The organism is Mycobacterium sp. 134 (genome assembly GCF_048282715.1).
Taxonomy (GTDB): domain Bacteria; phylum Actinomycetota; class Actinomycetes; order Mycobacteriales; family Mycobacteriaceae; genus Mycobacterium; species Mycobacterium septicum.
This window is the reverse complement of the sequence record NZ_JBLVUN010000008.1, coordinates 2,858,318-2,878,208: the sequence shown is the minus strand read 5'-3', so window position 1 is coordinate 2,878,208 and position 19,891 is coordinate 2,858,318. Positions and strand designations below refer to the sequence as shown.

Below are 19,891 nucleotides of genomic sequence, written 5' to 3'. Positions count from 1 at the left end.
GTTCTCGCTATTCTTCCGCATCAGCGGTTGCCAGATGTTCGCTGGTCGGCCGATCTCCGGTCCACGAAACCTGGAGCACACCAAGCGCTTCTGGTTGCTCGAATGCTACCGCCCTGGCCCGGAACAGTTCGAGCAGCGCCAGGAACCGGCCGACGATCTGCAATCCGTCCGTGCACTCGGCCACCAGTTCGGAGAATGTGGCCCATTCGCCGATCCCGCGCTGTTCCAGCAGGGCGATGATGCGATGTGCCTGCTCGGGCACCGACACCTTGGGCGCGTGAATGTGGTCGATGCCGACCGTGGGCACCGGCCGCGGGGTGAAGGCAGCCGCCGCGATCTCGGCGAACTTCCCGGCGTCGACGCCCAGCATCACCTCGGGCAGCAGGTCGGAGTAGCGGTCCTCCAGCGACACTGCCCGCGGATAGCTGCGCAGTGCCGCGGCCTCCAGTTCGGCGAACATCAACGCGACATGTTTGAACGCGCGGTACTGCAGCAGTCGCGCGAACAGGAGGTCGCGGACCTCCAGGAGGGCGAGATCCTCCTCGTCGTGCACCTCGCCCGAGGGCAGCAGCCGGGCCGCTTTCAGGTCCAGCAGCGTGGCCGCGATCACCAGGAACGTCGTGGTCTCGTCGAGCTCGAGCCGGTGCCGATCTCCTTGGTGTACGCGATGAAATCGTCGGTGACCTGGTGTAATGCCACCTCGGTCACGTCGAGCCGGTGCGCGAAGATCAGCTGCAACAGCAGATCGAACGGTCCCTCGAAGTTGGTGAGCCGAACCTGGAAGCGGTTCTGCTGGTCGCCGGCAGTCGGTTCGTCCCCGACCGCGGCATCCGCTTGGGCGCCCTCGGTGGTCGGGTTGTTCAGGACATCGTTCACGCGCCGAACCGGTCGATGACTTCGCGTGCCAGCGATCGGTAGGCCACGGCGCCGCCGGACTTGGGTGCCCAGGTGGTGATCGGCTCGCCGGCCACGCTGGTCTCCGGGAACCGCACGGTCCGGGTGATCACGGTGTCGAACACCAGGTCGCCGAACCGCTCCACCACGCGGGCCATGACCTCGCGCGCGTTGACCGTGCGCGGGTCGTAGCGGGTCACCAGGATGCCGCTGATGGACAGCTTCGGATTGAGCCGGTCGTGCACCTTGTCCACGGTGTCGGTCAGCAGCGCCAACCCGCGCAGCGAGAAGTACTCACATTCGGTGGGGATGATCACACCGTCCGCGCAGGCCAGCCCGTTGACCGTGAGCAGGCCCAGCGACGGCTGGCAGTCGATCAGCACGTAGTCGTAGCGGTCGAGGATCGGGTACAGGGCCCGGGCCAGTGACTGCTCGCGGCCCACCTCGTTGACCAGCTGGATCTCGGCGGCCGACAGGTCGATGTTGCTGGGCACCAGGTCCATGCCGCTGACCCGGGTCTTGATCACGACGTCGTCGATCGACACCCGCGGTTCGATCAGCAGGTTGTGCACCGTGTGCTCGAGTTCGTAGTGCGGGACGCCGAGGCCCGCCGACAGCGCGCCCTGCGGGTCCAGGTCGACCAGCAGGACCCGGCGGCCGTACTCGGCCAGGCTGGCCCCCAGATTGATGGTCGAGGTCGTCTTGCCGACCCCGCCCTTCTGATTGCACATCGCGATGACCTTGGCCGGGCCGTGCGTCGAACGGGGCCGCGGTTCGGGGATGTCCCTCGGTGGCCGCCCGGTCAGACCGAGCTCGGGTGAGCTGTGCTCGAACAGTCCGTCATGCCCGCCGTCGTCTGTCACGTCGGCTCCTCGCCCAAGCGCTCGTCGGTCACACCCGTACCCTCGCTGGTCAGGCATCCCGCAGTCTTGGCGCACATCCCCGCAAGTTTAACGTCGGTACGCAGCCAGGACGGGCAGACCCGCGGGCAATCGGGCGCATATGGTGTGCGTCATGAGTCTCAAGCAGCGGCTGCCGCTGTTGCGGTGGTCGTTCATCCGGATGGGAATCGGCGCCAGACACTTCGCCCGCACCGGGCAGTGGGGCGATGGCCGGGAGGCCGCGGCCGCCGATTATGTCGTGGCCAACGCCCGCGCGGGCGACCTCGACGATGTCATCGCCACCATCGACAAGTTCGCCTACGAGAAGTCGTTTCTGATCAACGTCGGCGACGAGAAGGGTGCGCTGCTCGACGCGGCGGTCGTGCGGGCCAACCCGCGCCTGGCGCTGGAACTGGGCACCTATTGCGGCTACGGGGCCATGCGCCTCGCCCGCGCCGCGCCGGCCGCCCGGGTGTTCTCGGTCGAGTTCTCCCCCACCAACGCCGACATCGCGCGACGCATCTGGGCCCACGCCGGGGTTGCCGACCGGATCACCTGCGTGGTCGGGACCATCGACGACGGCGGACGCACGCTCGACGCGCTCGCGGCAGGCGGGTTCGATGCCGGCGGGCTGGATTTCGTGTTCCTCGATCACGACAAGAACGCCTACCTGACCGACCTGCAGAGCCTGCTGGACCGGGGCTGGCTGCACCGGGGCTCGATCGTGGTCGCCGACAACGTGAAGCTTCCGGGAGCGCCGAAGTACCTGGCCTACATGCAGGAGCAGCAGGGTTCACTCTGGAATACGAAGCATCACAAGACGCATGCCGAGTACCAGACCCTGCTGCCCGACCTGGTGCTGGAATCGGAGTACCTGGGCGGTTAGCGTGCCCGCGGGTGCGCGCCCGCCCAAACCTCGCGCAGCGTGTGCACGGTGACCATGGTGTAGATCTGCGTGGTGGTCACCGAGGCGTGACCGAGCAGTTCCTGTACGACGCGTACATCGGCACCGCCGTCGAGCAAGTGGGTCGCGAACGAGTGCCGCAACGTGTGCGGCGAGACCGCCGACGTGATCCCGGCCCGCTCGGCCGCATCCTGCAACACCTGCCAGGCGCTCTGCCGGGACAGCCGCCCGCCGCGAGCGTTGAGGAAGATCCCCGGCGTGCCCCGGCCGCGCCGGGCGAGGTCCGGACGGCCCCGCACCAGGTAGGCGTCGAGTGCGCTGACCGCGGGACGGCCGATGGGCACCAGTCGCTGCTTGCCGCCCTTGCCGCGCAGCAGCACCGAACGCGCCTGGGTGTCGATGTCGTCGATGTCGAGTCCCACGGCCTCCGAGATTCGCGCCCCGGTGGAGTACAGCAACTCCAGCAGCGCCCGGTTGCGGAGTGTCAGCGGACCGTCGGCCTCGCTGTCCCCGCCTGCGGCCTCGAGCAACGCGAGCACTTCGTCGAGGGTCAGGCTCTTGGGCAGCCGGCGACTGGGCGTGGGTGGCTTCACCCCGCGGGCGACATCGAGTGCGGTGATGCCCTCGGCCGTGGCGAACCGGTGCAGTCCGCGGACCGCGACCACGGCCCGGGCGGCCGAGACCGCCGACAGCGCAGCCACTCCCGACTCGGGGTCACCCCGGCGCAGCGCGATCAGGAAGTCGCTGACGTCGGCCTCGGCCACCTTGGCCAGATCATCGATTCCACGCTGAGTCAGGTGCTCTGCGTAGCGGCGCAGGTCGCGCCGGTAGGAGCTCAAGGTGTTGGCCGCCACGCCCCGCTCGATCGTCAGGTGATCGAGGTAACCCTGCAACTGGTCGTCGAGGGCCGATCGGACGGGGGACGGCGTCGTCATAGCAGGCCTTTGCGCCGCCTGAACGCTGTCGGCCGGTCGGTCCACGGCGCCTCGACCGGTCGTAACGCCTCGCCGTCGGGCATCGCGTGCGCAGCCAGAATGCCTGCCACCGCAATACCGTTCACGATGTCTCCGGAGAACACCCGACGGACGGCTTCGGCCAACGGCACCCGTTCAACCACCATGTCGGCTTCCTCGTGCTCGGCCTCGGGGCGTTCCACGTCGGTCAGCCCGGTGGCCAGGAAGATCCGCACACTCTCGTCCGAGAACCCCGGCGTCGAATCGAGATCCACCAGCACCCGCCAGTGATCGGCTCTCAGGCCGACCTCTTCGACGAGTTCGCGGGCCGCGGTCACCTCGGGAGGCTCCCCACCGAGGTCGAGCAGGCCGGCGGGCAGTTCCCAGAGCCGACGGCCCAGCGGGTGCCGGTACTGATACACCAGCACCACGTTGCCGTCCTCGTCGAGAGCCACCACTGCCACCGCGCCGTAATGCTCGACGACCTCGCGCCGGGCCGAACCGCCGCCGGGCATGCTGACCTCATCCGCGCGCAGCGCGAAAATGTTTCCGACGTAGACGGTTTCGCTGGCCAGGGTCTCGAAGTCGTGTTCAGCCAAGTGAAGCGGCTTCGGCGTCGTCGACAGGACTTTCGCCGGCTTCCACTTCCCCGGCCTCCTCGGCGAAATGCTCGGGCAGGTCCATGCCGGGCAACCGCTCCTCGGCCTTGTAGTCCAGCGCCGCGCCGATGAACGCGGCGAACAGTGGATGCGGCCGCGTCGGCCGGCTCTTCAGCTCGGGATGGGCCTGGGTCCCGACCAGGAACGGATGGATCTTCGAGTCGTACTCCACGAACTCCACCAGGTGCCCGTCCGGCGAGGTGCCGCTGAACCGCAGCCCACTCTCGGCGATCCGGTCCCGGTAGGCGTTGTTCACCTCGTACCGGTGCCGGTGCCGCTCGGACACCTCGGTGGCCTGATAGGCCTGGGCCACAATCGATCCCGCTTCCAGGACCGCGGGATACGCACCCAGCCGCATGGTGCCGCCCAAGTCCGCCTCGCCGGCGACGGCGTCCTTCTGATCGGCCATCGTGGAGATCACGGGGTCCACTGTCTTCGGATCGAACTCGGCGGAGTTGGCACCGGCGATACCGACCGAGCGCGCCGCCTCGATCACGATGCACTGCAGTCCCAGACACAGTCCCAGCACCGGCAGGCCGCGCTTGCGGGCGAACGAGATCGCCCCGAGCTTGCCTTCGATGCCGCGGATGCCGAAACCGCCCGGAATGAGTACCCCGTCGACATCGGACAGCGCGGCCGCCGCACCGAGGTCGGTCTCGCAGTCATCGGAGGCCACCCACCGGATCTCCACCTTGGCGCGGTGTTTGAAGCCGCCGGCGCGCAGCGCCTCGGCCACCGACAGGTAGGCGTCGGACAGGTCGATGTACTTGCCCACCAAGGCGATCCGAACCGTCTCCTGCGGCTCGTGCACCCGGCGCAGCAGGTCGTCCCACTCTGACCAGTCCACATCGCGGAACGGCAGGTTGAGCCGGCGCACCACATACGCGTCGAGTTCCTCGCGGTGCAGCACCTTGGGGATGTCGTAGATGGACGGCGCGTCCGGAGTGGAGATCACACCATCGATGTCGACGTCGCACATGAGCGCGATCTTGTTCTTGAGCGGTTCGGGGACGTCACGATCACACCGCAGGATCAGGGCATCGGGGGTGATGCCGATGCTGCGCAGCGCGGCCACCGAGTGCTGGGTCGGCTTGGTCTTGAGCTCACCGGACGGGGCGAGATAGGGCACCAGCGAAACGTGCAGGAAGAAGCAGTTGTCCCGGCCGACCTCATGGCGCACCTGACGGGCGGCCTCCAGGAACGGCAGCGACTCGATATCGCCCACGGTGCCGCCGATTTCGGTGATCACCACGTCGGGGCGCTGTCCGGACGAATCGGGTTCGGCCATGGCCAGGATCCGGCTCTTGATCTCGTCGGTGATGTGGGGAATCACCTGCACGGTGTCGCCCAGGTATTCGCCGCGGCGTTCCTTGGCGATCACCGTGGAGTACACCTGGCCGGTGGTCACGTTGGCCGACTGGGACAGGTTGCGGTCCAGGAACCGCTCGTAGTGGCCGACATCGAGGTCGGTCTCGGCGCCGTCCTCGGTGACGAACACCTCACCGTGCTGGAACGGGTTCATGGTGCCCGGATCGACGTTCAGATAGGGGTCGAGCTTCTGCATCGTCACCTGCAACCCTCGCGCGGTCAGCAGCTGACCGAGGCTCGAAGCGGTCAACCCCTTGCCGAGCGATGACGCCACACCACCGGTGACGAAGAGGTGTTTGGTGGCGGTGTGCGGGTGCTTGCGTAAGGCGGGCAAAAGCATCCTCCGTGACGACGGGCAGGGAATCGAGAAACTGCTGTGGCCTGCCGACCCACGGAATCTCACCTTAACACCGACACCGACAAGCCGTCGCTGACGCGCCGCGCGTACGCGGAGCAGTTGGGCGGCCCGCGGCCCGCTACTGCGGGACGGTGACCGACGTCGCGCCCTGCCCGGTGCCGTACTTGCCGGGCTTCGCACCGCTGACGAGGTCACCCAAAGCCAGGACGGCGGTGATCTGACCGGCGCTGGAATCGGCGTCGTCCACTGTGCTCACCAATGCGGTCAAACCGGCATCTGACCTGGTCACAGCCACCGGACCGGTTCCAGAAGCCGACCCCGAGCGTCCCGCGAGCACAGTGCCGGTGCCGTGCGGCGCCAACCCGGCAGCAAACCGGGCCATGGTGGAGCCCCGGTTGCCGCCGTCCTCGCCGAGGCCGCCTCCGGTCACGATCAGCGCCGTGTTGGCGGCGCCGATGTGCGGATCGTCATAGGTCAGGAACCCGGTGTCGCGCAGCGCAGCGAGCACGGTCTGGCGCTGGGTGTCGTCGACAGGCGCGGCGGCCGGGTTCTTGTCGATCAGCAGAGTGAGGCCCAGGAGGTCGCCTGCCTGCGATCCCTGGTCCACCGCCGCGGTGCTCAGTTGCTTACCGGCGGGCACGATCGGCGAGTTGACCACCGAGAGCAGTTTGTCGGCCGAGTTGGCCTCGACGAATTCCTGGGTGAGCGAGACCTTGCCGGTCACGGTGCCGCCCGCATCGCGGACGAACCGCGACACGGCGTCGACGTCACCATCGACGGCATCCGGCGTGCGGAACACCACCACCGACTTGTCCTTCAATGCGTCGTGCACCATCCGCGGTGCCATCTGTGCATCGAATTCGCCTGCGGCCTTGAGTTTTTCGTTCAGCGCATTCTTGCCGTCGGTGAGGGTCTCGATCTGGTGCTGCAGTTCCTTCTTGTCGTCACGAAGTCCCGACAGCACGGTGTTCGACAGCAGCCCCGAACCGAGGGCCACCCCGATGGCCAGCGCCAGGAACACCGCCGCCAGGGAAATCGCATGCGCACGTAGCGTGATCACAGCTCACCGACCCGTTCAGCTGACGAGACCCTGTACCCAGAGCGTGAAACGGTTCCAGTAGTCGACAACCCAGTCGAGCACGGCACCGTCGGCCCGGGACACCCACAGCGCGACAACCACCGCCACGAGCATCGCCAGCACCAGCAGCGCGATCGCCCCGCCGGACACCCGGCTGCGGTACAGCGTCGCCACCGCTTTCGCGTCGACGAGCTTCTCCCCGACCTTCAGCCGGGTCAGGAACGTGGACGGATTGCTGCGCTGGCGCGTCCGGTCGAAGAACTCCTCGATCGAGGCCGTGTGACCGGCCGTGACGATCAGCGACGCGCCGTGGTGGTCGCACAGCAGCAGGGCCAGGTCGGCTGCCGATCCAGCGGCCGGGAAGGTCATCGCGCCGACTCCGAGGTCCTGGATGCGCTCCAGACCGGCGGCATGGCCGTCGGCATCGGCGGGCAGCACCACCTGGGCGCCGCATCGCAGCACCTCGACGCTCATCTTGTCGGGGTCGCCGACGATCAGCGCGGGCCGGTATCCGGCCTTGCGCAGCACGTCCGCGCCGGCCCCGACACCGACCAGCACGGGCTGGTACTCCTTGATGAACGGCTTGAGCGCCTTGAGGTCATCGGCTGCGTCGGGCTCCTCGGCAACGATCACCACGTGCCTGCGGTGCAGGTCCACGTCGATGTTCGGGATTCCGATGCCGTCGATGAGCAGCGGGCTCTCGCTGCGGATGAACTCGATGGTGTTGCCGGCGAAGGCTTCCAGGTGTGCCACGAGCCCACTCTTGGCGTCGTGCATCAACTCGTGGATCTCTTGATCGTTGCGCTCGGTGCCCACCGCGATGCGCCGGTCACCCGAGTACACGCCGCCGTTGTTCAGCCGGATCCGCGCCCCGTCCTTGATCTTCTTGAAGACTTCCGGCCCGGCCTCGTCGATGAGCACCACCCCGTTTGCGACGAGCACTTCGGGCCCCAGGTTCGGGTAGCGCCCCGAGATGGACGGCGAGGCGTTGACCACGCCGGCGATCTGCGCCTCGACCAGCGCATCCGCGGTGATCCGGTCCAGATCCTGGGCATCGAGAACCACGATGTCCCCAGGGCCGACACGGCGCAGCAGCCGATCGATGTCGCGGTCCACTCGAGCAGTGCCGGTCACTCCCGGACGTGTACTGGCATTGCGGGTGAGCAGAGTGGCCATCTTCATGCGCCGATTCTGTCGAGCATCGCCTGCCAGTGGGCGGAGGCGCGCCGTAACACCAGCCTCACAAGTTGGCTTTAGTCACATCAGTAACAGGCAAACGGTCTCAATCCCGCTTCGCCGCGTAGTGCCGCGCGGCCTTCGCGCGGTTGCCACAGGTGGCCATCGAGTGCCAGCGCCGGGCCCCGTTTTTGGAGGTGTCGTGGAACCACAGGATGCAGTGCGGATGTGCGCACTGCTTGATCCGATCAGGCGCCTCACCCAGCAACCGCAACAAGTCCTCCGCGGCCAGCCACCCGGCGAGCCATTCCGGCTGCGACACCTCGGCGGCCTCGGCGGGGCCGGACGCCGTGAGCGTGCGCCGGATCCGGCCGCGTTCCAGCACCTCGTTCACCTCGTCGAGGGATTCGTCCCGGAGGGCCCGAAGGATGGCCTCGCGGGCCGAGACCAGGGCGATCCGCGCCTTCTCATCCGCCTCGCATCGATCCTCCAGCCCGTTGGCCAGCAACCAGCACCGCAGACCCTCGACGTCCGCCAGAAGGTCCTGTGGTCCATCCGCCGACATCCACCGGGTGTTCAGTAGATCCAGCGCGAGAGGTTCGCCGACATGCGGGCGCGGATCACGCATACCTGAGGGTAACCACGCACCGACGACGCCAAGGACCACCCGCCGAACTAACCGTCGAAATCCAATTAGAAGGTTGACGGCTCGCCCATCACCGTTCTAACCTGTTTAAGCAAGTACATCGGTTAGCCATTCAGGAGGACTGCATGACCGGGACCACCACGCCCCAGCTCGCCGCCGGACACGTCGGCATCAACGTCACGGATCTGGACCGCTCGGTCGCCTTCTATCGGAACGCACTGGGTTTCGAACCGCTGGCCGTCAACAGCGAGGGTGACCACCGGTACGCCTTTCTCGGCACGGGCGGGACACTGCGGCTGACCCTCTGGCAGCAGAGCAACGGCCGGTTCTCCACGGAAACACCGGGCCTGCATCATCTTTCGTTCGAGGCGGCCAGCATCGACGAGGTGCGGACCGTCGAAGCGGCATTGAAGGCGCTGGGCACGGAGTTCGCCCACGACGGCGTCGTAGCGCACGGCGAGGGGACGGCGTCCGGCGGCATCTTCTTCACCGACCCGGATGGAACCCGGCTCGAGGTGTACGCCCCCGACGGGGCGCAGACCGCTCCCGCGCCAACCGGAGCGGCCCCCACCTGCGGATTCTTCTGAGCCGAGCAGGTGAACATGTATCACCCGGGTGAGTTGGCGGTGCAGCGGCGCATGGGGCAGGAGGCCATCGCCACTCGCGTCGGCCGCATGATCCGCACCGAAGTTCCCGCGGCCGCCGCCGAGTTCCTCGCCGAACAGCCGATGATCGTGATCGCCGCGGCCGACGACGACGGCCGGGTGTGGACCAGCTTGATCGCCGGCCCGCCCGGCTTCGTCCACGCCGACGATCCGCGCACGATTCTGCTCGACGGGCTGCCTGCGCCGGGCGATCCGGTCCGTGATGCGCTGGGCAGCGGACGGCAGATCGGGATGATCGCCATCGAGCCGCAGACCCGGCGCCGGATGCGGGTGAACGGCTCGGCCGAGCCGGCCGGGACTGGCCTGCGGATCCACACCGATCAGGTGTATTCGAACTGCCCGAAGTACATCTCACGCAGGCACATCGCCGAGGTGCGGTCCGTCGTGGGGCTGTCCGACGTGCAGCGTCGCGAATCACTGACCGATCGACAGCAAGCGCTCATCGCGGGTGCCGACGCCTTCTTCATCGGGTCGGCGGATGCGGCGGGCAACGCCGACGCGTCGCACCGCGGCGGCAATCCCGGTTTCCTGCAGGTGCTCTCACCCCGGCAGCTGCGGTGGCCGGACTACCGCGGGAACTCGATGTTCATGACGCTGGGCAACATCGCGGCCAATCCGCGGTGCGGGCTGTTGGTGGTCGACTGGTCTTCCGGATCGACGATCCAGCTCACCGGAACCGCTGAGATCAACTGGGATGAAGCCGATTCCGGTGCCGGCACGCAGTGCGCTGTCGACTTCACGATCGGCGAGGTGGTGGAGCTGACCCATGTCAGCCCACTGCGATGGAGTTCCGCGGAGCTGTCGCCGGCCAACCCGGGCCCGACCGGCGATCAGGACTAGGCGCGCGCCTCGGAGAGAGTGTGGGCGACCAGCGCGTTGGCGTGCCCGTGCCCGAGGCCGTGCTCGGATTTGAGCCAACCGACCAACTCCATGTGCTTGGTCAACGGCGACGACCGAATCAGCTCCAGCCACTCGGCGATCGGCCGTCCGTACTTCTTCTCGATCGACGGGAAGTAACTCGCCGGCCCCTTCACGGATTCCGCCATGGGTGCTCCTTCGGTTGTGATTGCAGGTCTATGCGTACCGACCGGCAACCCGGCGCAAACTCATCGCAACACCACCGGAAGTCGCGCCTACGGCGCGCTGCGCTCCTGCTGCGCTGCCTCGAGCAGCTCCCTGGCGTGGGCCCGGCCGCTGTCGGACTCCCCCAATCCGGCCAGCATCCGGGCCAACTCGGCGACCCGGTCCTCGTCGTCGATGCGGCGCACACCGCTGGACTTGGCCCGGCCATTGCCGCTGTCGACCACGAGGTGGGCGTCGGCGAAGGCCGCGACCTGAGGCAGGTGGGTCACGACGATGACCTGATGAGTGCGCGCCAGGCGGGCCAGACGGCGCCCGATCTGTACTGCGGCCCGACCGCCGACCCCGGCGTCGACCTCGTCGAACACCATCGTCGTGCCCGCCGTCGATGCCGACAGCACCACCTCGAGGGCCAGCATCACGCGGGACAGCTCACCGCCGGAGGCGCTCTTGGCCAGCGGCAGCACATCCGCACCGCGGTGCGCGGTGAAGCCGAACTCGACGGCGTCCACACCGTCGTGGCCGGCATGCAGCATCTCGCCGTCGGGCATGGTCACCGGCGCGGAATCGTCGGCCCGCGCCGGCATCGGACCGACCCCGATGGTGAACACCGCATTCGTCATGGCCAGCCCGGCCAGTTCGGTGGTCACCGCCTTGGCCAGCCCCTTGGCGGCCTTGGACCGGGCCTTGGTGAGTTCGCTTGCCGCCGCGACCAGTTGAGCCTCGAGCTCGGCGACCTTGCGGTCCAGGGCAGCCAGGCTCTCCTCCGACACGTCGAGCTGCGCCAACCGGTCGGCGGCATCGCGGGACCACTCCAGCACCCCGTCGATGTCGGCGGCGTACTTGCGGGTGAGTGTCCTCAGCTCGGCCTGCCGCGCCAGTTTGGTCTCCAAAGTGCTGGCATCGCTCGGCAATTCGGACAGATAGTCGCCGAGTTCGCCGGACACGTCACCGATCACCGCCATCGCCTCGGCCAGGCGGCCGCCCAGTGCCTGCAGCACCGAGTCGTCGGTGGACTCCAGCGCCGCCTGCGCGCGGCCCACACCGTCAGCCGCCGACGTGGATTCCGGCGTGGGCTCATCGAGCTCGCCGGCCAACGCGAAGCGGGCGGTCTGCGCGGCTTCGCGAAGGGCGTCGAGTTCAGACAGCCGACGGATGTCGGCGACGATCGCCTCGTCTTCACCGGGTTCCGGTGCGACCGCATCGATCTCGTGGATTCCGAAGCTGAGCCGGTCGGCTTCCTGGGCCAGTTCCCGGGCCCGCCGGCGGCGGTCCGCCAGGTCACGGCGCGCCGTCAGCCATTCGTCGCGGACACTCCGGTAGCGGGCCAGCGGCTTGTCGACGTCGGCGAACCGGTCCAGTGCCGCCCGCTGCTCGTCAGGTCGCATCAGCCGCAGCTGGTCGTTCTGGCCATGCAATGTCAAAACCTGGGCGGTGAAGCTGCTCAGCGACTTGGCCGGCACACTGCGCCCACCCAGAAACGCCCGCGACGGTCCGGCCCGGCTGACGGAGCGAGCCGCGATCACACTGCCGTCGTCGTCACGCTCGGCGCCGGAGGAATCCAGGATCTCCTCGACCCGCCCCGTCACATCCTCACCGAGTTCGATTGTGCTGAAACGGCCTTCCACCACAGCACGGTCAGAGCCAGAACGCACCCTCGTCGCGTCCGCCCGCGCCCCACCGAGCAGGTGCAGGCTGGTCACCACCATCGTCTTACCAGTACCGGTTTCACCGGTCAGCACCGTCAACCCGCGGTCGAACTCCGCGGTGGCAGCACTGATCGCGCCCAACGACTCGATACGAATCTCCGACAGCACAGGTATCTACTGTCCCCGCCATCCGGTGACAGGCAACCGGAACTTGCGCACCAGGCGATCGGTGAACGGTGCCGAGTCCAGCCGCACCCATTTCAGCGGCGTACCGCACCGGGTCACCTCGAGCCGACCACCTGCCGGCACCACCATCTCGCGGCGACCGTCGCAAAACACCAGGGCGTCGTTGCCGCTTGCCTCGATCTCGATCGCGATACTGGCCAACGGGCTGGTCACCATCGGACGGGCGAACAATGCGTGAGCATTGTTGGGTACCACCAGAATCGCCTCCAGGTCCGGCCACAGCACCGGGCCGCCCGCCGAGAACGCATAGGCCGTGGATCCCGTCGGGGTCGACACCAGCACCCCGTCGCAGCCGAACGACGAGACCGGGCGGCCGTCCACCTCCAACACCACGCCGAGCACTCCGAGCCGGGGACCCTTCTCCAGGCTGGCCTCGTTGAGTGCCCAACCGCGGTTCACCACATCGGTCCCGACCCGCACCGCGATGTCGAGGGTCATCCGCTCCTCGACGCGGTAGTCGCGCTCGATGACGCGGTCGAGCACATGGTCGATCGCCTCCGCCTCGGCTTCAGCGAGGAATCCGATCCGGCCCAGATTGACTCCCAGCACCGGGATCTCGACATTTCGCGCGAGCTCCGCGGCTCGCAGGAACGTGCCGTCCCCGCCGAGCACGAGCACCAGTTCACAACCTTCGGCCGCGCGCTCGTCGGCGTCGACGACCTCGATGTCGACGCCGAGGGCGCGCATGTCATCCGGCGCCAGATGCAGCGGGCCGCGGTCCACGGCTTCCGCCGAGAGAACCTTCAGACCAATGCCGTTGTCGCCGAGCACCTTTTCCACTCGACGGGCAACTTCGGTCGCCTCGTCCCTGCCGGTGTGCACCACCAGCAGAATCGTGCGTTCAGCCGTCATTGCGGCCCCTCCTCGACGGCCCGCCGCACTGCCTGCTCCAGCGACTCTCCATCCAGCGGACGGTCGCCCTGGGCACGCAGGTGCAGGAAATACTCGACATTGCCCGATGGTCCGGGGAGCGGGCTGGCCGTCACATCGACAGCATGCCACTGCAATGTGGCCGCCTTGCGGGCGACCGTACACACCGCGTCGATCCGCAACTCGGGATCTGACACCACACCGCCCGCACCCACCCGGTCCTTGCCGACCTCGAACTGCGGTTTCACCATCGGAACGATATCGGCGTCGGGGGCCGCGCAGGCTGTCAGCGCAGGAAGAACCGTGGCCAGCGAAATGAACGAGAGATCGGCCACGATCAACTGCACCGGCCCGCCGATCGCCTCGGGGGTCAACTCCCGCACATTCGTGCGTTCCAGCACATGTACCCGGTCGTCGGATCTCAGTGGCCAGGCCAGCTGGCCGTAACCCACGTCGGCGGCCACCACCTCGGCGGCGCCACGGTCCAACAGCACCTCGGTGAAGCCCCCGGTCGAGGCGCCGGCGTCCAGGCAGCGGCGGCCTTCGACGACCACCTCGAACGCGTCGAGCGCACCGATCAGCTTGTGCGCACCCCGCGAAACCCAGGTGCGCTCCGCGGAAGCAATCACGGTGATGTTGGTGTCCGGTGCGACGGCGGTCGCCGGTTTTGCCGCGGGCATGCCGTCGATCCGGACGCGACCGGCCTCGATCAGCTCGGCTGCCTGCTGACGTGACCGGGCCAGGCCCCGCCGCACCAGCTCGGCATCAACGCGAGCGCGCCGCGCCACAGGCGCTCACCTTTCGGTCGCCTGCGATCCGCCCGGTTGCCCCCTGTCGACGGATTCAAGCGCCTGCACGAGCAGATCATGGGCCTGCTCGAGCCGTGCAGCCACCACGTCGATGTCCATGCCGTCGAGTGCGGACGGGTCCACCGCCGGATCCGGCACATCTGCCAGCACCGCGGCGACCTGCGCACGCAGCTGGTCTGGATCGGTAGTCATAGCGACACTCACGCTAGTCGATGGGTGCCGACAGCAACGACCAACGTTGCAGTGCCCGGCGCGCTGTGTCGTCGCCGGCGGAGACCGTCACAGCGGTCTGCCCCTGGCCTGCGCCCCACACCGCGTGCGCGGTCGCCCGCACCACGGACAATTCGTCCTGGGAATCCTGCCCGGTGGCGTACACGGTGACCGTGTCGGTGTCGATGTCGATCCGCCAGGCCGGGTCGGGCCCGATTCGGAGCGCATCGGCATCGGCGTGCAGTCCCCGCAGATCCGCCGCGAGGTATCCGGGACGCTCCGCGGGCACGGCATGTACCGCTTCGCTCGCGGTGCTGACACCCGTGAGCACCATCAGGCTCGGCAGCCCGGCCGCGACCGCCCCGGCGATGTCGGTGTCGAGCCGATCCCCCACCACGAGCGGGGTCACGAAGGTCCCGCGGCTCAACGCGTCGTTCATCAGTGTCGGCTGGGGCTTACCCGCCACCAGCGGAATCTGCTGGGTGGCCACCCGCAACGCGGCCACCATCGAACCGTTGCCCGGCAGCAACCCGCGTTCCGAAGGAAGCGTCAGATCCACGTTGGCGGCCACCCACAGCGCTCCGGCGCGGATGGCCAGCGCGGCCTCGGCCAGATCCGGCCATGCGGTGTTCGGCGAGTGCCCCTGCACCACCGCGACCGGACCCTCGTCGAACGTGCGAACCGGGCGAAGCCCGACCTTGGACACCTCACCGGCCAGTGCATCCGTCCCAACGACGAGAACCGCGGAGTCCGGCGGCACATGGGCGGCCAACAAGTGTGCGGCGCTCTGGGCGCTGGTCACCACGTCGTCGGAAGCGGCTGCGAATCCGAGGTCACGCAAGTGCTCGGCAACCTGCTCGGGAGCCCGTGACGCGTTGTTGGTGACATACAGCACCCGGGCGTCCAGGCCTGCCAGGCTCTCGACCGCACCCACGGTCGGCTCGTGACCACGAAACACCGTGCCGTCGAGATCGAGCAGCAGGCAATCATGTTGCCGTGCAAGCGTGGTCACGTCAGGAAAGCTCCGTGATCCGGTCTTCCGCGTCGGTGATGCCCTCGATATCAGCCTGCTCGGCGTGGAGGAACCACTGCAGGGCCTCCTCGGTGCGTCCCAGCGCGAGCAGAGTGTCGGCGTACACGTAGAACAACCGAGCCGCCGTCTGGCCCACCTTGGTCGGGTCGAGCTGCGGTGTGGACAGGATCGCCAACGCCTGCTCGAACTGCCCGAGATCCGAACGCGCGCCGGCTGTGACGATGCGCAGCTCGTCGGCATCCTCACCGGTGAGCGCGGTGGCCTCGTCGCTGCGAGCCAGTTCCAACGCCCGCTCGGGCCGTCCCACACCGCGTTCGCAATCGGCGATCATCGGCAACAGCGACGACTTGCTCCCCATCCGCCGCGCAGCACGCAATTCGGCGAGAGCCTGTGCCCAGTCACCGCTGTGATAGGCCGCGATGCCGACAGCCTCACGCACCACCGCGATCCGGCCGGCCCGGTTACGGGCGGCACGGGCGTGGGCGAGTGCGGCATCAGGATCTTCGTCGAGCAACTTGCCGGCCATTACGAGATGACGGGCCACGAAATCTGCGGTCGTCTTGTCCAGAGTGACCAGTTCCCGACGTACGTCAGGGGCCAGTTCCTTGGCCTCGACGTCGGCCGGCAATCGCGGACCCTCGGGCCTGGTATCGCCATCTGCGCTCGGCTGTGCCGCACGCGCGCGGCCCGGCCCGGAAGTCCTGGGCGCGCCGGAACGTTGATCCCGCCCGCGCTGGTCGTAGTGCCGCCGAGGACCCGAACTGTTGCTCGATGTGCGGTCGTTGGATGCACGCCGCGGGCGCCGCTCTGCGTCGCCTTGTCTGTCTCCGACCACGTGTGCCTTTCTACCCGCCCTTCCCGCAAAGGATACTGGCAGCAGCCACAGCCGACATAATTATGTGAGCGCCGACGCAGCGGGTAATCACTCGAATATCAATTGAATTCGACGAATCGAATAGGAAAATAAAAGCGAATCGCCCCCCACGTAAAACGTGGGGGGCGATTCTTAATTTGTGTTCGGCGGTGTCCTACTTTTCCACCCGACAGGGTAGTATCATCGGCGCTGGCAGGCTTAGCTTCCGGGTTCGGGATGGGACCGGGCGTTTCCCTGCCGCTATGGACCGCCGTAACTCTATTCACTCGTTGTTGAGTGTACATCTTGTGTTTTGGTGGTGGGGCATGGGGAACCATGTCCCGACACAAGTGTCGTGTGTGGTCTATGAATGTGGTTGCGTAGCAAGGTGTGCGTCTTACTGAAACTCATCAAACATTGGTGTTTGTTGGTTGTTGTAAGTTTTCGGCCGGTTAGTGCCAGTTCCCTGCACCTATTACTAGGCTTCCAGGTCTGGTCTATCAATCCCGTGGTCTGCGGGGGGCCTTATCCCTCTAAAAGGGTGAGAAGCCTGGTCTTGGAGGGGGTTTCCCGCTTAGATGCTTTCAGCGGTTATCCTGTCCGAACGTGGCTATCCAGCGGTGCTCCTGGTGGAACAACTGGTATACCAGAGGTTCGTCCGTCCCGGTCCTCTCGTACTAGGGACAGATTTCCTCAAGCTTCTGACGCGCGCGGCGGATAGAGACCGAACTGTCTCACGACGTTCTAAACCCAGCTCGCGTGCCGCTTTAATGGGCGAACAGCCCAACCCTTGGGACCTGCTCCAGCCCCAGGATGCGACGAGCCGACATCGAGGTGCCAAACCATCCCGTCGATATGGACTCTTGGGGAAGATCAGCCTGTTATCCCCGGGGTACCTTTTATCCGTTGAGCGACACCCCTTCCACTCAGAGGTGCCGGATCACTAGTCCCGACTTTCGTCCCTGCTCGACATGTATGTCTCGCAGTCAAGCTCCCTTGTGCACTTACACTCAACACCTGATTGCCGTCCAGGTTGAGGGAACCTTTGGGCGCCTCCGTTACATTTTGGGAGGCAACCGCCCCAGTTAAACTACCCACCAGGCACTGTCCCTGAACCGGATATACGGTCCGAGGTTAGAGGCCCAATACGATCAGAGTGGTATTTCAACAACGACTCCACCCACACTGGCGTGTGAATTTCACAGTCTCCCACCTATCCTACACAAACCGTATCGAGCACCAATACCAAGTTGTAGTGAAGGTCCCGGGGTCTTTTCGTCCTGCCGCGCGTAACGAGCATCTTTACTCGTAGTGCAATTTCGCCGAGTCTATGGTTGAGACAGTTGAGAAGTCGTTACGCCATTCGTGCAGGTCGGAACTTACCCGACAAGGAATTTCGCTACCTTAGGATGGTTATAGTTACCACCGCCGTTTACTGGGGCTTAAATTCTCTGCTTCACCCCGAAGGGTTAACAGGTCCTCTTAACCTTCCAGCACCGGGCAGGCGTCAGTCCGTATACATCGTCTTGCGACTTCGCACGGACCTGTGTTTTTAGTAAACAGTCGCTTCTCACTGGTTTGTGCCACCCCCTCCCGCTGCCGGCCGCAAGAGCCTTGACGATATGGGGGTCCCCCTTCTCCCGAAGTTACGGGGGCATTTTGCCGAGTTCCTTAACCATAGTTCACTCGTACGCCTTAGTATTCTCTACCTGACCACCTGTGTTGGTTTGGGGTACGGGCCGTGTATGTCCTCGCTAGAGGCTTTTCTTGGCAGCATAGGATCACCGAATTCGCCTCAAACGGCTATGCATCACCTCTCAGGATTAATGCCAGACGGATTTACCTATCTGACTCCCTACCGGCTTACCCCAGTACAACCACTGACTGGTACGGCTACCTTCCTGCGTCACCCCATCGCTTGACTACTACCCACCGGGGTCCCACGCAGCCCCGTCAACGCCTCACCCCGAAGGGATCGGTCACGACGGTTTTGGATGGTTAGCACAATGGATTCATCATGGACGCACATACACGGGTACGGGAATATCAACCCGTTGTCCATCGACTACGCCTGTCGGCCTCGCCTTAGGTCCCGACTCACCCTGGGAGGACTGGCCTGGCCCAGGAACCCTTGGTCTTTCGGCGGGCAAGGTTCTCACTTGCCTATTCGCTACTCATGCCTGCATTCTCACTCCCACACCCTCCACAGCTAGATCACTCTGCTGCTTCACCGGATGCAGGACGCTCCCCTACCCAACGATAAATCGTTGCCGCGGCTTCGGCGGTGTACTTGAGCCCCGCTACATTATCGGCGCACAATCACTTGACCAGTGAGCTATTACGCACTCTTTCAAGGGTGGCTGCTTCTAAGCCAACCTCCTGGTTGTCTTCGCGACTGCACATCCTTTTCCACTTAGTACACGCTTAGGGGCCTTAGCCGGCGATCTGGGCTGTTTCCCTCTCGACGCACGGAGCTTATCCCCCGCCGTCTCACTGCCACATTCTTGGACTTGTCGGCATTCGGAGTTTGGCTGACGTCAGTAACCCTGTGGGGCCCATCGGCCATCCAGTAGCTCTACCTCCAACAAGAAACATGTGACGCTGCACCTAAATGCATTTCGGGGAGAACCAGCTATCACGGAGTTTGATTGGCCTTTCACCCCTACCCACAGCTCATCCCCTCAGTCTTCAACCTAAGTGGGTTCGGGCCTCCACGCGGTCTTACCCGCGCTTCACCCTGGCCATGGGTAGATCACTCCGCTTCGGGTCCAGAACACACCACTACACCAACCCCTACGGATTGGATACGCCCTATTCAGACTCGCTTTCGCTGCGGCTACCCCACACGGGTTAACCTCGCGACATGTCCCTGACTCGCAGGCTCATTCTTCAAAAGGCACGCCATCACCCCACCACGAAGGAGGGCTCTGACGGATTGTAAGCGCACGGTTTCAGGTACTATTTCACTCCCCTCCCGGGGTACTTTTCACCATTCCCTCACGGTACTAATCCGCTATCGGTCACTGGGAAGTATTCAGGCTTACCGGGTGGTCCCGGCAGATTCACAGCAGATTTCACGGGCCCGCTGCTACTCGGGAACACCATTAAGGTAGATGTCAGGTTTTCACGTACCGGGCTCTCACCGTCTACGGCAGGTCATCCCAAACCATTTCCGTTAACCACGACATTTTCTTACTACCCTCCAGTCGGATAGAACTGGAAAAACAGGTCCCACAACCCCGCACACACAACCCCTACCCGGTATCACATGCATACGGTTTAGCCATCCTCCGCTTTCGCTCGCCACTACTCACGGAATCACTTTTGTTTTCTCTTCCTACGGGTACTGAGATGTTTCACTTCCCCGCGTTCCCTCCTGCACCCTATGTATTCAGATACAGGTAACACGACATCACTCGTGCTGGGTTTCCCCATTCGGACATCCTCGGATCAACGCTCGGTTGGCAGCTCCCCGAGGCATATCGCAGCCTCCAACGTCCTTCATCGGCTCCCAGTGCCAAGGCATCCACCATGCGCCCTTAAACACTTACAACACAAA

17 protein-coding genes, 2 rRNA genes and 1 pseudogene are annotated in these 19,891 nt (G+C 65.7%); 3 read left to right on the top strand and 17 right to left on the bottom strand.

All coding sequences use genetic code 11. The annotated features are described in order from the left end of the window. Positions 1 to 7 precede the first annotated feature (7 nt). Both ACNQVK_RS18495 and ACNQVK_RS18490 read right to left on the bottom strand, forming a co-directional pair. Positions 8 to 876, bottom strand: a pseudogene (locus ACNQVK_RS18495) (segregation/condensation protein A). Beyond that, positions 873 to 1,757: a ParA family protein gene (locus ACNQVK_RS18490; protein WP_418030652.1), complete on the bottom strand. Its 885-nt coding sequence runs from the start codon at positions 1,755 to 1,757 to the stop codon at positions 873 to 875. The pseudogene ACNQVK_RS18495 and the gene ACNQVK_RS18490 overlap by 4 nt, the downstream one beginning before the upstream one ends. Before the next feature lie 151 nt (positions 1,758 to 1,908). Here ACNQVK_RS18490 and ACNQVK_RS18485 point away from each other — a divergent pair, with 151 nt between their 5' ends. Continuing rightward, entirely contained in the window at positions 1,909 to 2,661 is a 753-nt protein-coding gene (locus tag ACNQVK_RS18485; RefSeq protein WP_418030651.1) for an O-methyltransferase, read from the top strand. On the opposite strand, the gene xerD is transcribed toward ACNQVK_RS18485, so the two are convergent. The 6 genes from xerD to ACNQVK_RS18455 all read right to left on the bottom strand — a co-directional run bounded on the left by xerD (position 2,658) and on the right by ACNQVK_RS18455 (position 8,899). Beyond that, complete coding sequence (gene xerD, locus ACNQVK_RS18480) at positions 2,658 to 3,614, bottom strand: site-specific tyrosine recombinase XerD (RefSeq protein ID WP_044518921.1); 957 nt, start codon at positions 3,612 to 3,614, stop codon at positions 2,658 to 2,660. The two genes, ACNQVK_RS18485 and xerD, sit on opposite strands and share 4 nt — an antisense overlap. Continuing rightward, positions 3,611 to 4,231: an NUDIX domain-containing protein gene (locus ACNQVK_RS18475; protein WP_418030650.1), complete on the bottom strand. Its 621-nt coding sequence runs from the start codon at positions 4,229 to 4,231 to the stop codon at positions 3,611 to 3,613. Before ACNQVK_RS18475 ends, xerD begins: the two co-directional genes overlap by 4 nt. Then, positions 4,224 to 5,999, bottom strand: a complete 1,776-nt coding sequence (locus ACNQVK_RS18470) for a CTP synthase (protein WP_418030649.1) — start codon at positions 5,997 to 5,999, stop codon at positions 4,224 to 4,226. The genes ACNQVK_RS18475 and ACNQVK_RS18470 overlap by 8 nt, the downstream gene beginning before the upstream one ends. A gap of 136 nt (positions 6,000 to 6,135) precedes the next feature. Next, entirely contained in the window at positions 6,136 to 7,077 is a 942-nt protein-coding gene (locus ACNQVK_RS18465; RefSeq protein WP_418030648.1) for a copper transporter, read from the bottom strand. 15 nt (positions 7,078 to 7,092) lie between these two features. After that, the gene (steA, locus tag ACNQVK_RS18460) at positions 7,093 to 8,277 is read right to left on the bottom strand and encodes a putative cytokinetic ring protein SteA (RefSeq protein WP_418030647.1); all 1,185 of its coding nucleotides are present in this window, start codon (positions 8,275 to 8,277) and stop codon (positions 7,093 to 7,095) included. A 100-nt stretch (positions 8,278 to 8,377) separates the two neighbouring features. Next, on the bottom strand, positions 8,378 to 8,899 hold the full coding sequence (locus ACNQVK_RS18455) for a CGNR zinc finger domain-containing protein (protein WP_418030646.1): 522 nt from the start codon (positions 8,897 to 8,899) through the stop codon (positions 8,378 to 8,380). A gap of 143 nt (positions 8,900 to 9,042) precedes the next feature. Here ACNQVK_RS18455 and ACNQVK_RS18450 point away from each other — a divergent pair, with 143 nt between their 5' ends. Both ACNQVK_RS18450 and ACNQVK_RS18445 read left to right on the top strand, forming a co-directional pair. Continuing rightward, positions 9,043 to 9,504, top strand: a complete 462-nt coding sequence (locus tag ACNQVK_RS18450; RefSeq protein ID WP_418030645.1) for a VOC family protein — start codon at positions 9,043 to 9,045, stop codon at positions 9,502 to 9,504. A gap of 15 nt (positions 9,505 to 9,519) precedes the next feature. After that, positions 9,520 to 10,422, top strand: a complete 903-nt coding sequence (locus ACNQVK_RS18445) for a pyridoxamine 5'-phosphate oxidase family protein (protein ID WP_418030644.1) — start codon at positions 9,520 to 9,522, stop codon at positions 10,420 to 10,422. Here ACNQVK_RS18445 and ACNQVK_RS18440 read toward each other — a convergent pair. The 9 genes from ACNQVK_RS18440 to ACNQVK_RS18400 all read right to left on the bottom strand — a co-directional run bounded on the left by ACNQVK_RS18440 (position 10,419) and on the right by ACNQVK_RS18400 (position 19,885). Continuing rightward, the gene (locus ACNQVK_RS18440; RefSeq protein ID WP_211154677.1) at positions 10,419 to 10,628 is read right to left on the bottom strand and encodes a DUF4287 domain-containing protein; all 210 of its coding nucleotides are present in this window, start codon (positions 10,626 to 10,628) and stop codon (positions 10,419 to 10,421) included. The genes ACNQVK_RS18445 and ACNQVK_RS18440 overlap by 4 nt on opposite strands. 87 nt (positions 10,629 to 10,715) lie before the next feature. Beyond that, positions 10,716 to 12,479: a DNA repair protein RecN gene (recN, locus tag ACNQVK_RS18435; protein WP_418030643.1), complete on the bottom strand. Its 1,764-nt coding sequence runs from the start codon at positions 12,477 to 12,479 to the stop codon at positions 10,716 to 10,718. A 6-nt stretch (positions 12,480 to 12,485) separates the two neighbouring features. Continuing rightward, the gene (locus tag ACNQVK_RS18430) at positions 12,486 to 13,409 is read right to left on the bottom strand and encodes an NAD kinase (RefSeq protein WP_418030642.1); all 924 of its coding nucleotides are present in this window, start codon (positions 13,407 to 13,409) and stop codon (positions 12,486 to 12,488) included. Beyond that, positions 13,406 to 14,215: a TlyA family RNA methyltransferase gene (locus tag ACNQVK_RS18425; RefSeq protein ID WP_418030641.1), complete on the bottom strand. Its 810-nt coding sequence runs from the start codon at positions 14,213 to 14,215 to the stop codon at positions 13,406 to 13,408. The genes ACNQVK_RS18430 and ACNQVK_RS18425 overlap by 4 nt, the downstream gene beginning before the upstream one ends. A 6-nt stretch (positions 14,216 to 14,221) precedes the next feature. After that, positions 14,222 to 14,428, bottom strand: coding sequence for a hypothetical protein (locus ACNQVK_RS18420; RefSeq protein WP_418030640.1), 207 nt, complete (start codon positions 14,426 to 14,428; stop codon positions 14,222 to 14,224). 13 nt (positions 14,429 to 14,441) lie between these two features. Beyond that, the gene (locus ACNQVK_RS18415) at positions 14,442 to 15,458 is read right to left on the bottom strand and encodes an HAD-IIA family hydrolase (protein WP_418030639.1); all 1,017 of its coding nucleotides are present in this window, start codon (positions 15,456 to 15,458) and stop codon (positions 14,442 to 14,444) included. A gap of 1 nt (position 15,459) precedes the next feature. Further along, a complete protein-coding gene (locus tag ACNQVK_RS18410) occupies positions 15,460 to 16,314 on the bottom strand; it encodes a tetratricopeptide repeat protein (RefSeq protein ID WP_418030638.1) in 855 nt (284 codons plus the stop codon). Positions 16,315 to 16,494: 180 nt separating this feature from the next. Continuing rightward, positions 16,495 to 16,608, bottom strand: a 5S ribosomal RNA gene (rrf, locus tag ACNQVK_RS18405). Positions 16,609 to 16,764: 156 nt separating this feature from the next. Next, positions 16,765 to 19,885: ribosomal RNA gene (locus ACNQVK_RS18400) — 23S ribosomal RNA — on the bottom strand. Between the last annotated feature and the right edge of the window lie 6 nt (positions 19,886 to 19,891).

Coding starts and splice junctions, on each gene's coding strand:
- ACNQVK_RS18485 (WP_418030651.1), top strand. CDS start 1,909: ATGAGTCTCAAGCAGCGGCTGCCGCTGTTGCGGTGGTCGTTCATCCGG.
- xerD (WP_044518921.1), bottom strand. CDS start 3,614: ATGACGACGCCGTCCCCCGTCCGATCGGCCCTCGACGACCAGTTGCAG.
- ACNQVK_RS18470 (WP_418030649.1), bottom strand. CDS start 5,999: ATGCTTTTGCCCGCCTTACGCAAGCACCCGCACACCGCCACCAAACAC.
- steA (WP_418030647.1), bottom strand. CDS start 8,277: ATGAAGATGGCCACTCTGCTCACCCGCAATGCCAGTACACGTCCGGGA.
- ACNQVK_RS18455 (WP_418030646.1), bottom strand. CDS start 8,899: ATGCGTGATCCGCGCCCGCATGTCGGCGAACCTCTCGCGCTGGATCTA.
- ACNQVK_RS18450 (WP_418030645.1), top strand. CDS start 9,043: ATGACCGGGACCACCACGCCCCAGCTCGCCGCCGGACACGTCGGCATC.
- ACNQVK_RS18445 (WP_418030644.1), top strand. CDS start 9,520: ATGTATCACCCGGGTGAGTTGGCGGTGCAGCGGCGCATGGGGCAGGAG.
- ACNQVK_RS18440 (WP_211154677.1), bottom strand. CDS start 10,628: ATGGCGGAATCCGTGAAGGGGCCGGCGAGTTACTTCCCGTCGATCGAG.
- ACNQVK_RS18430 (WP_418030642.1), bottom strand. CDS start 13,409: ATGACGGCTGAACGCACGATTCTGCTGGTGGTGCACACCGGCAGGGAC.
- ACNQVK_RS18420 (WP_418030640.1), bottom strand. CDS start 14,428: ATGACTACCGATCCAGACCAGCTGCGTGCGCAGGTCGCCGCGGTGCTG.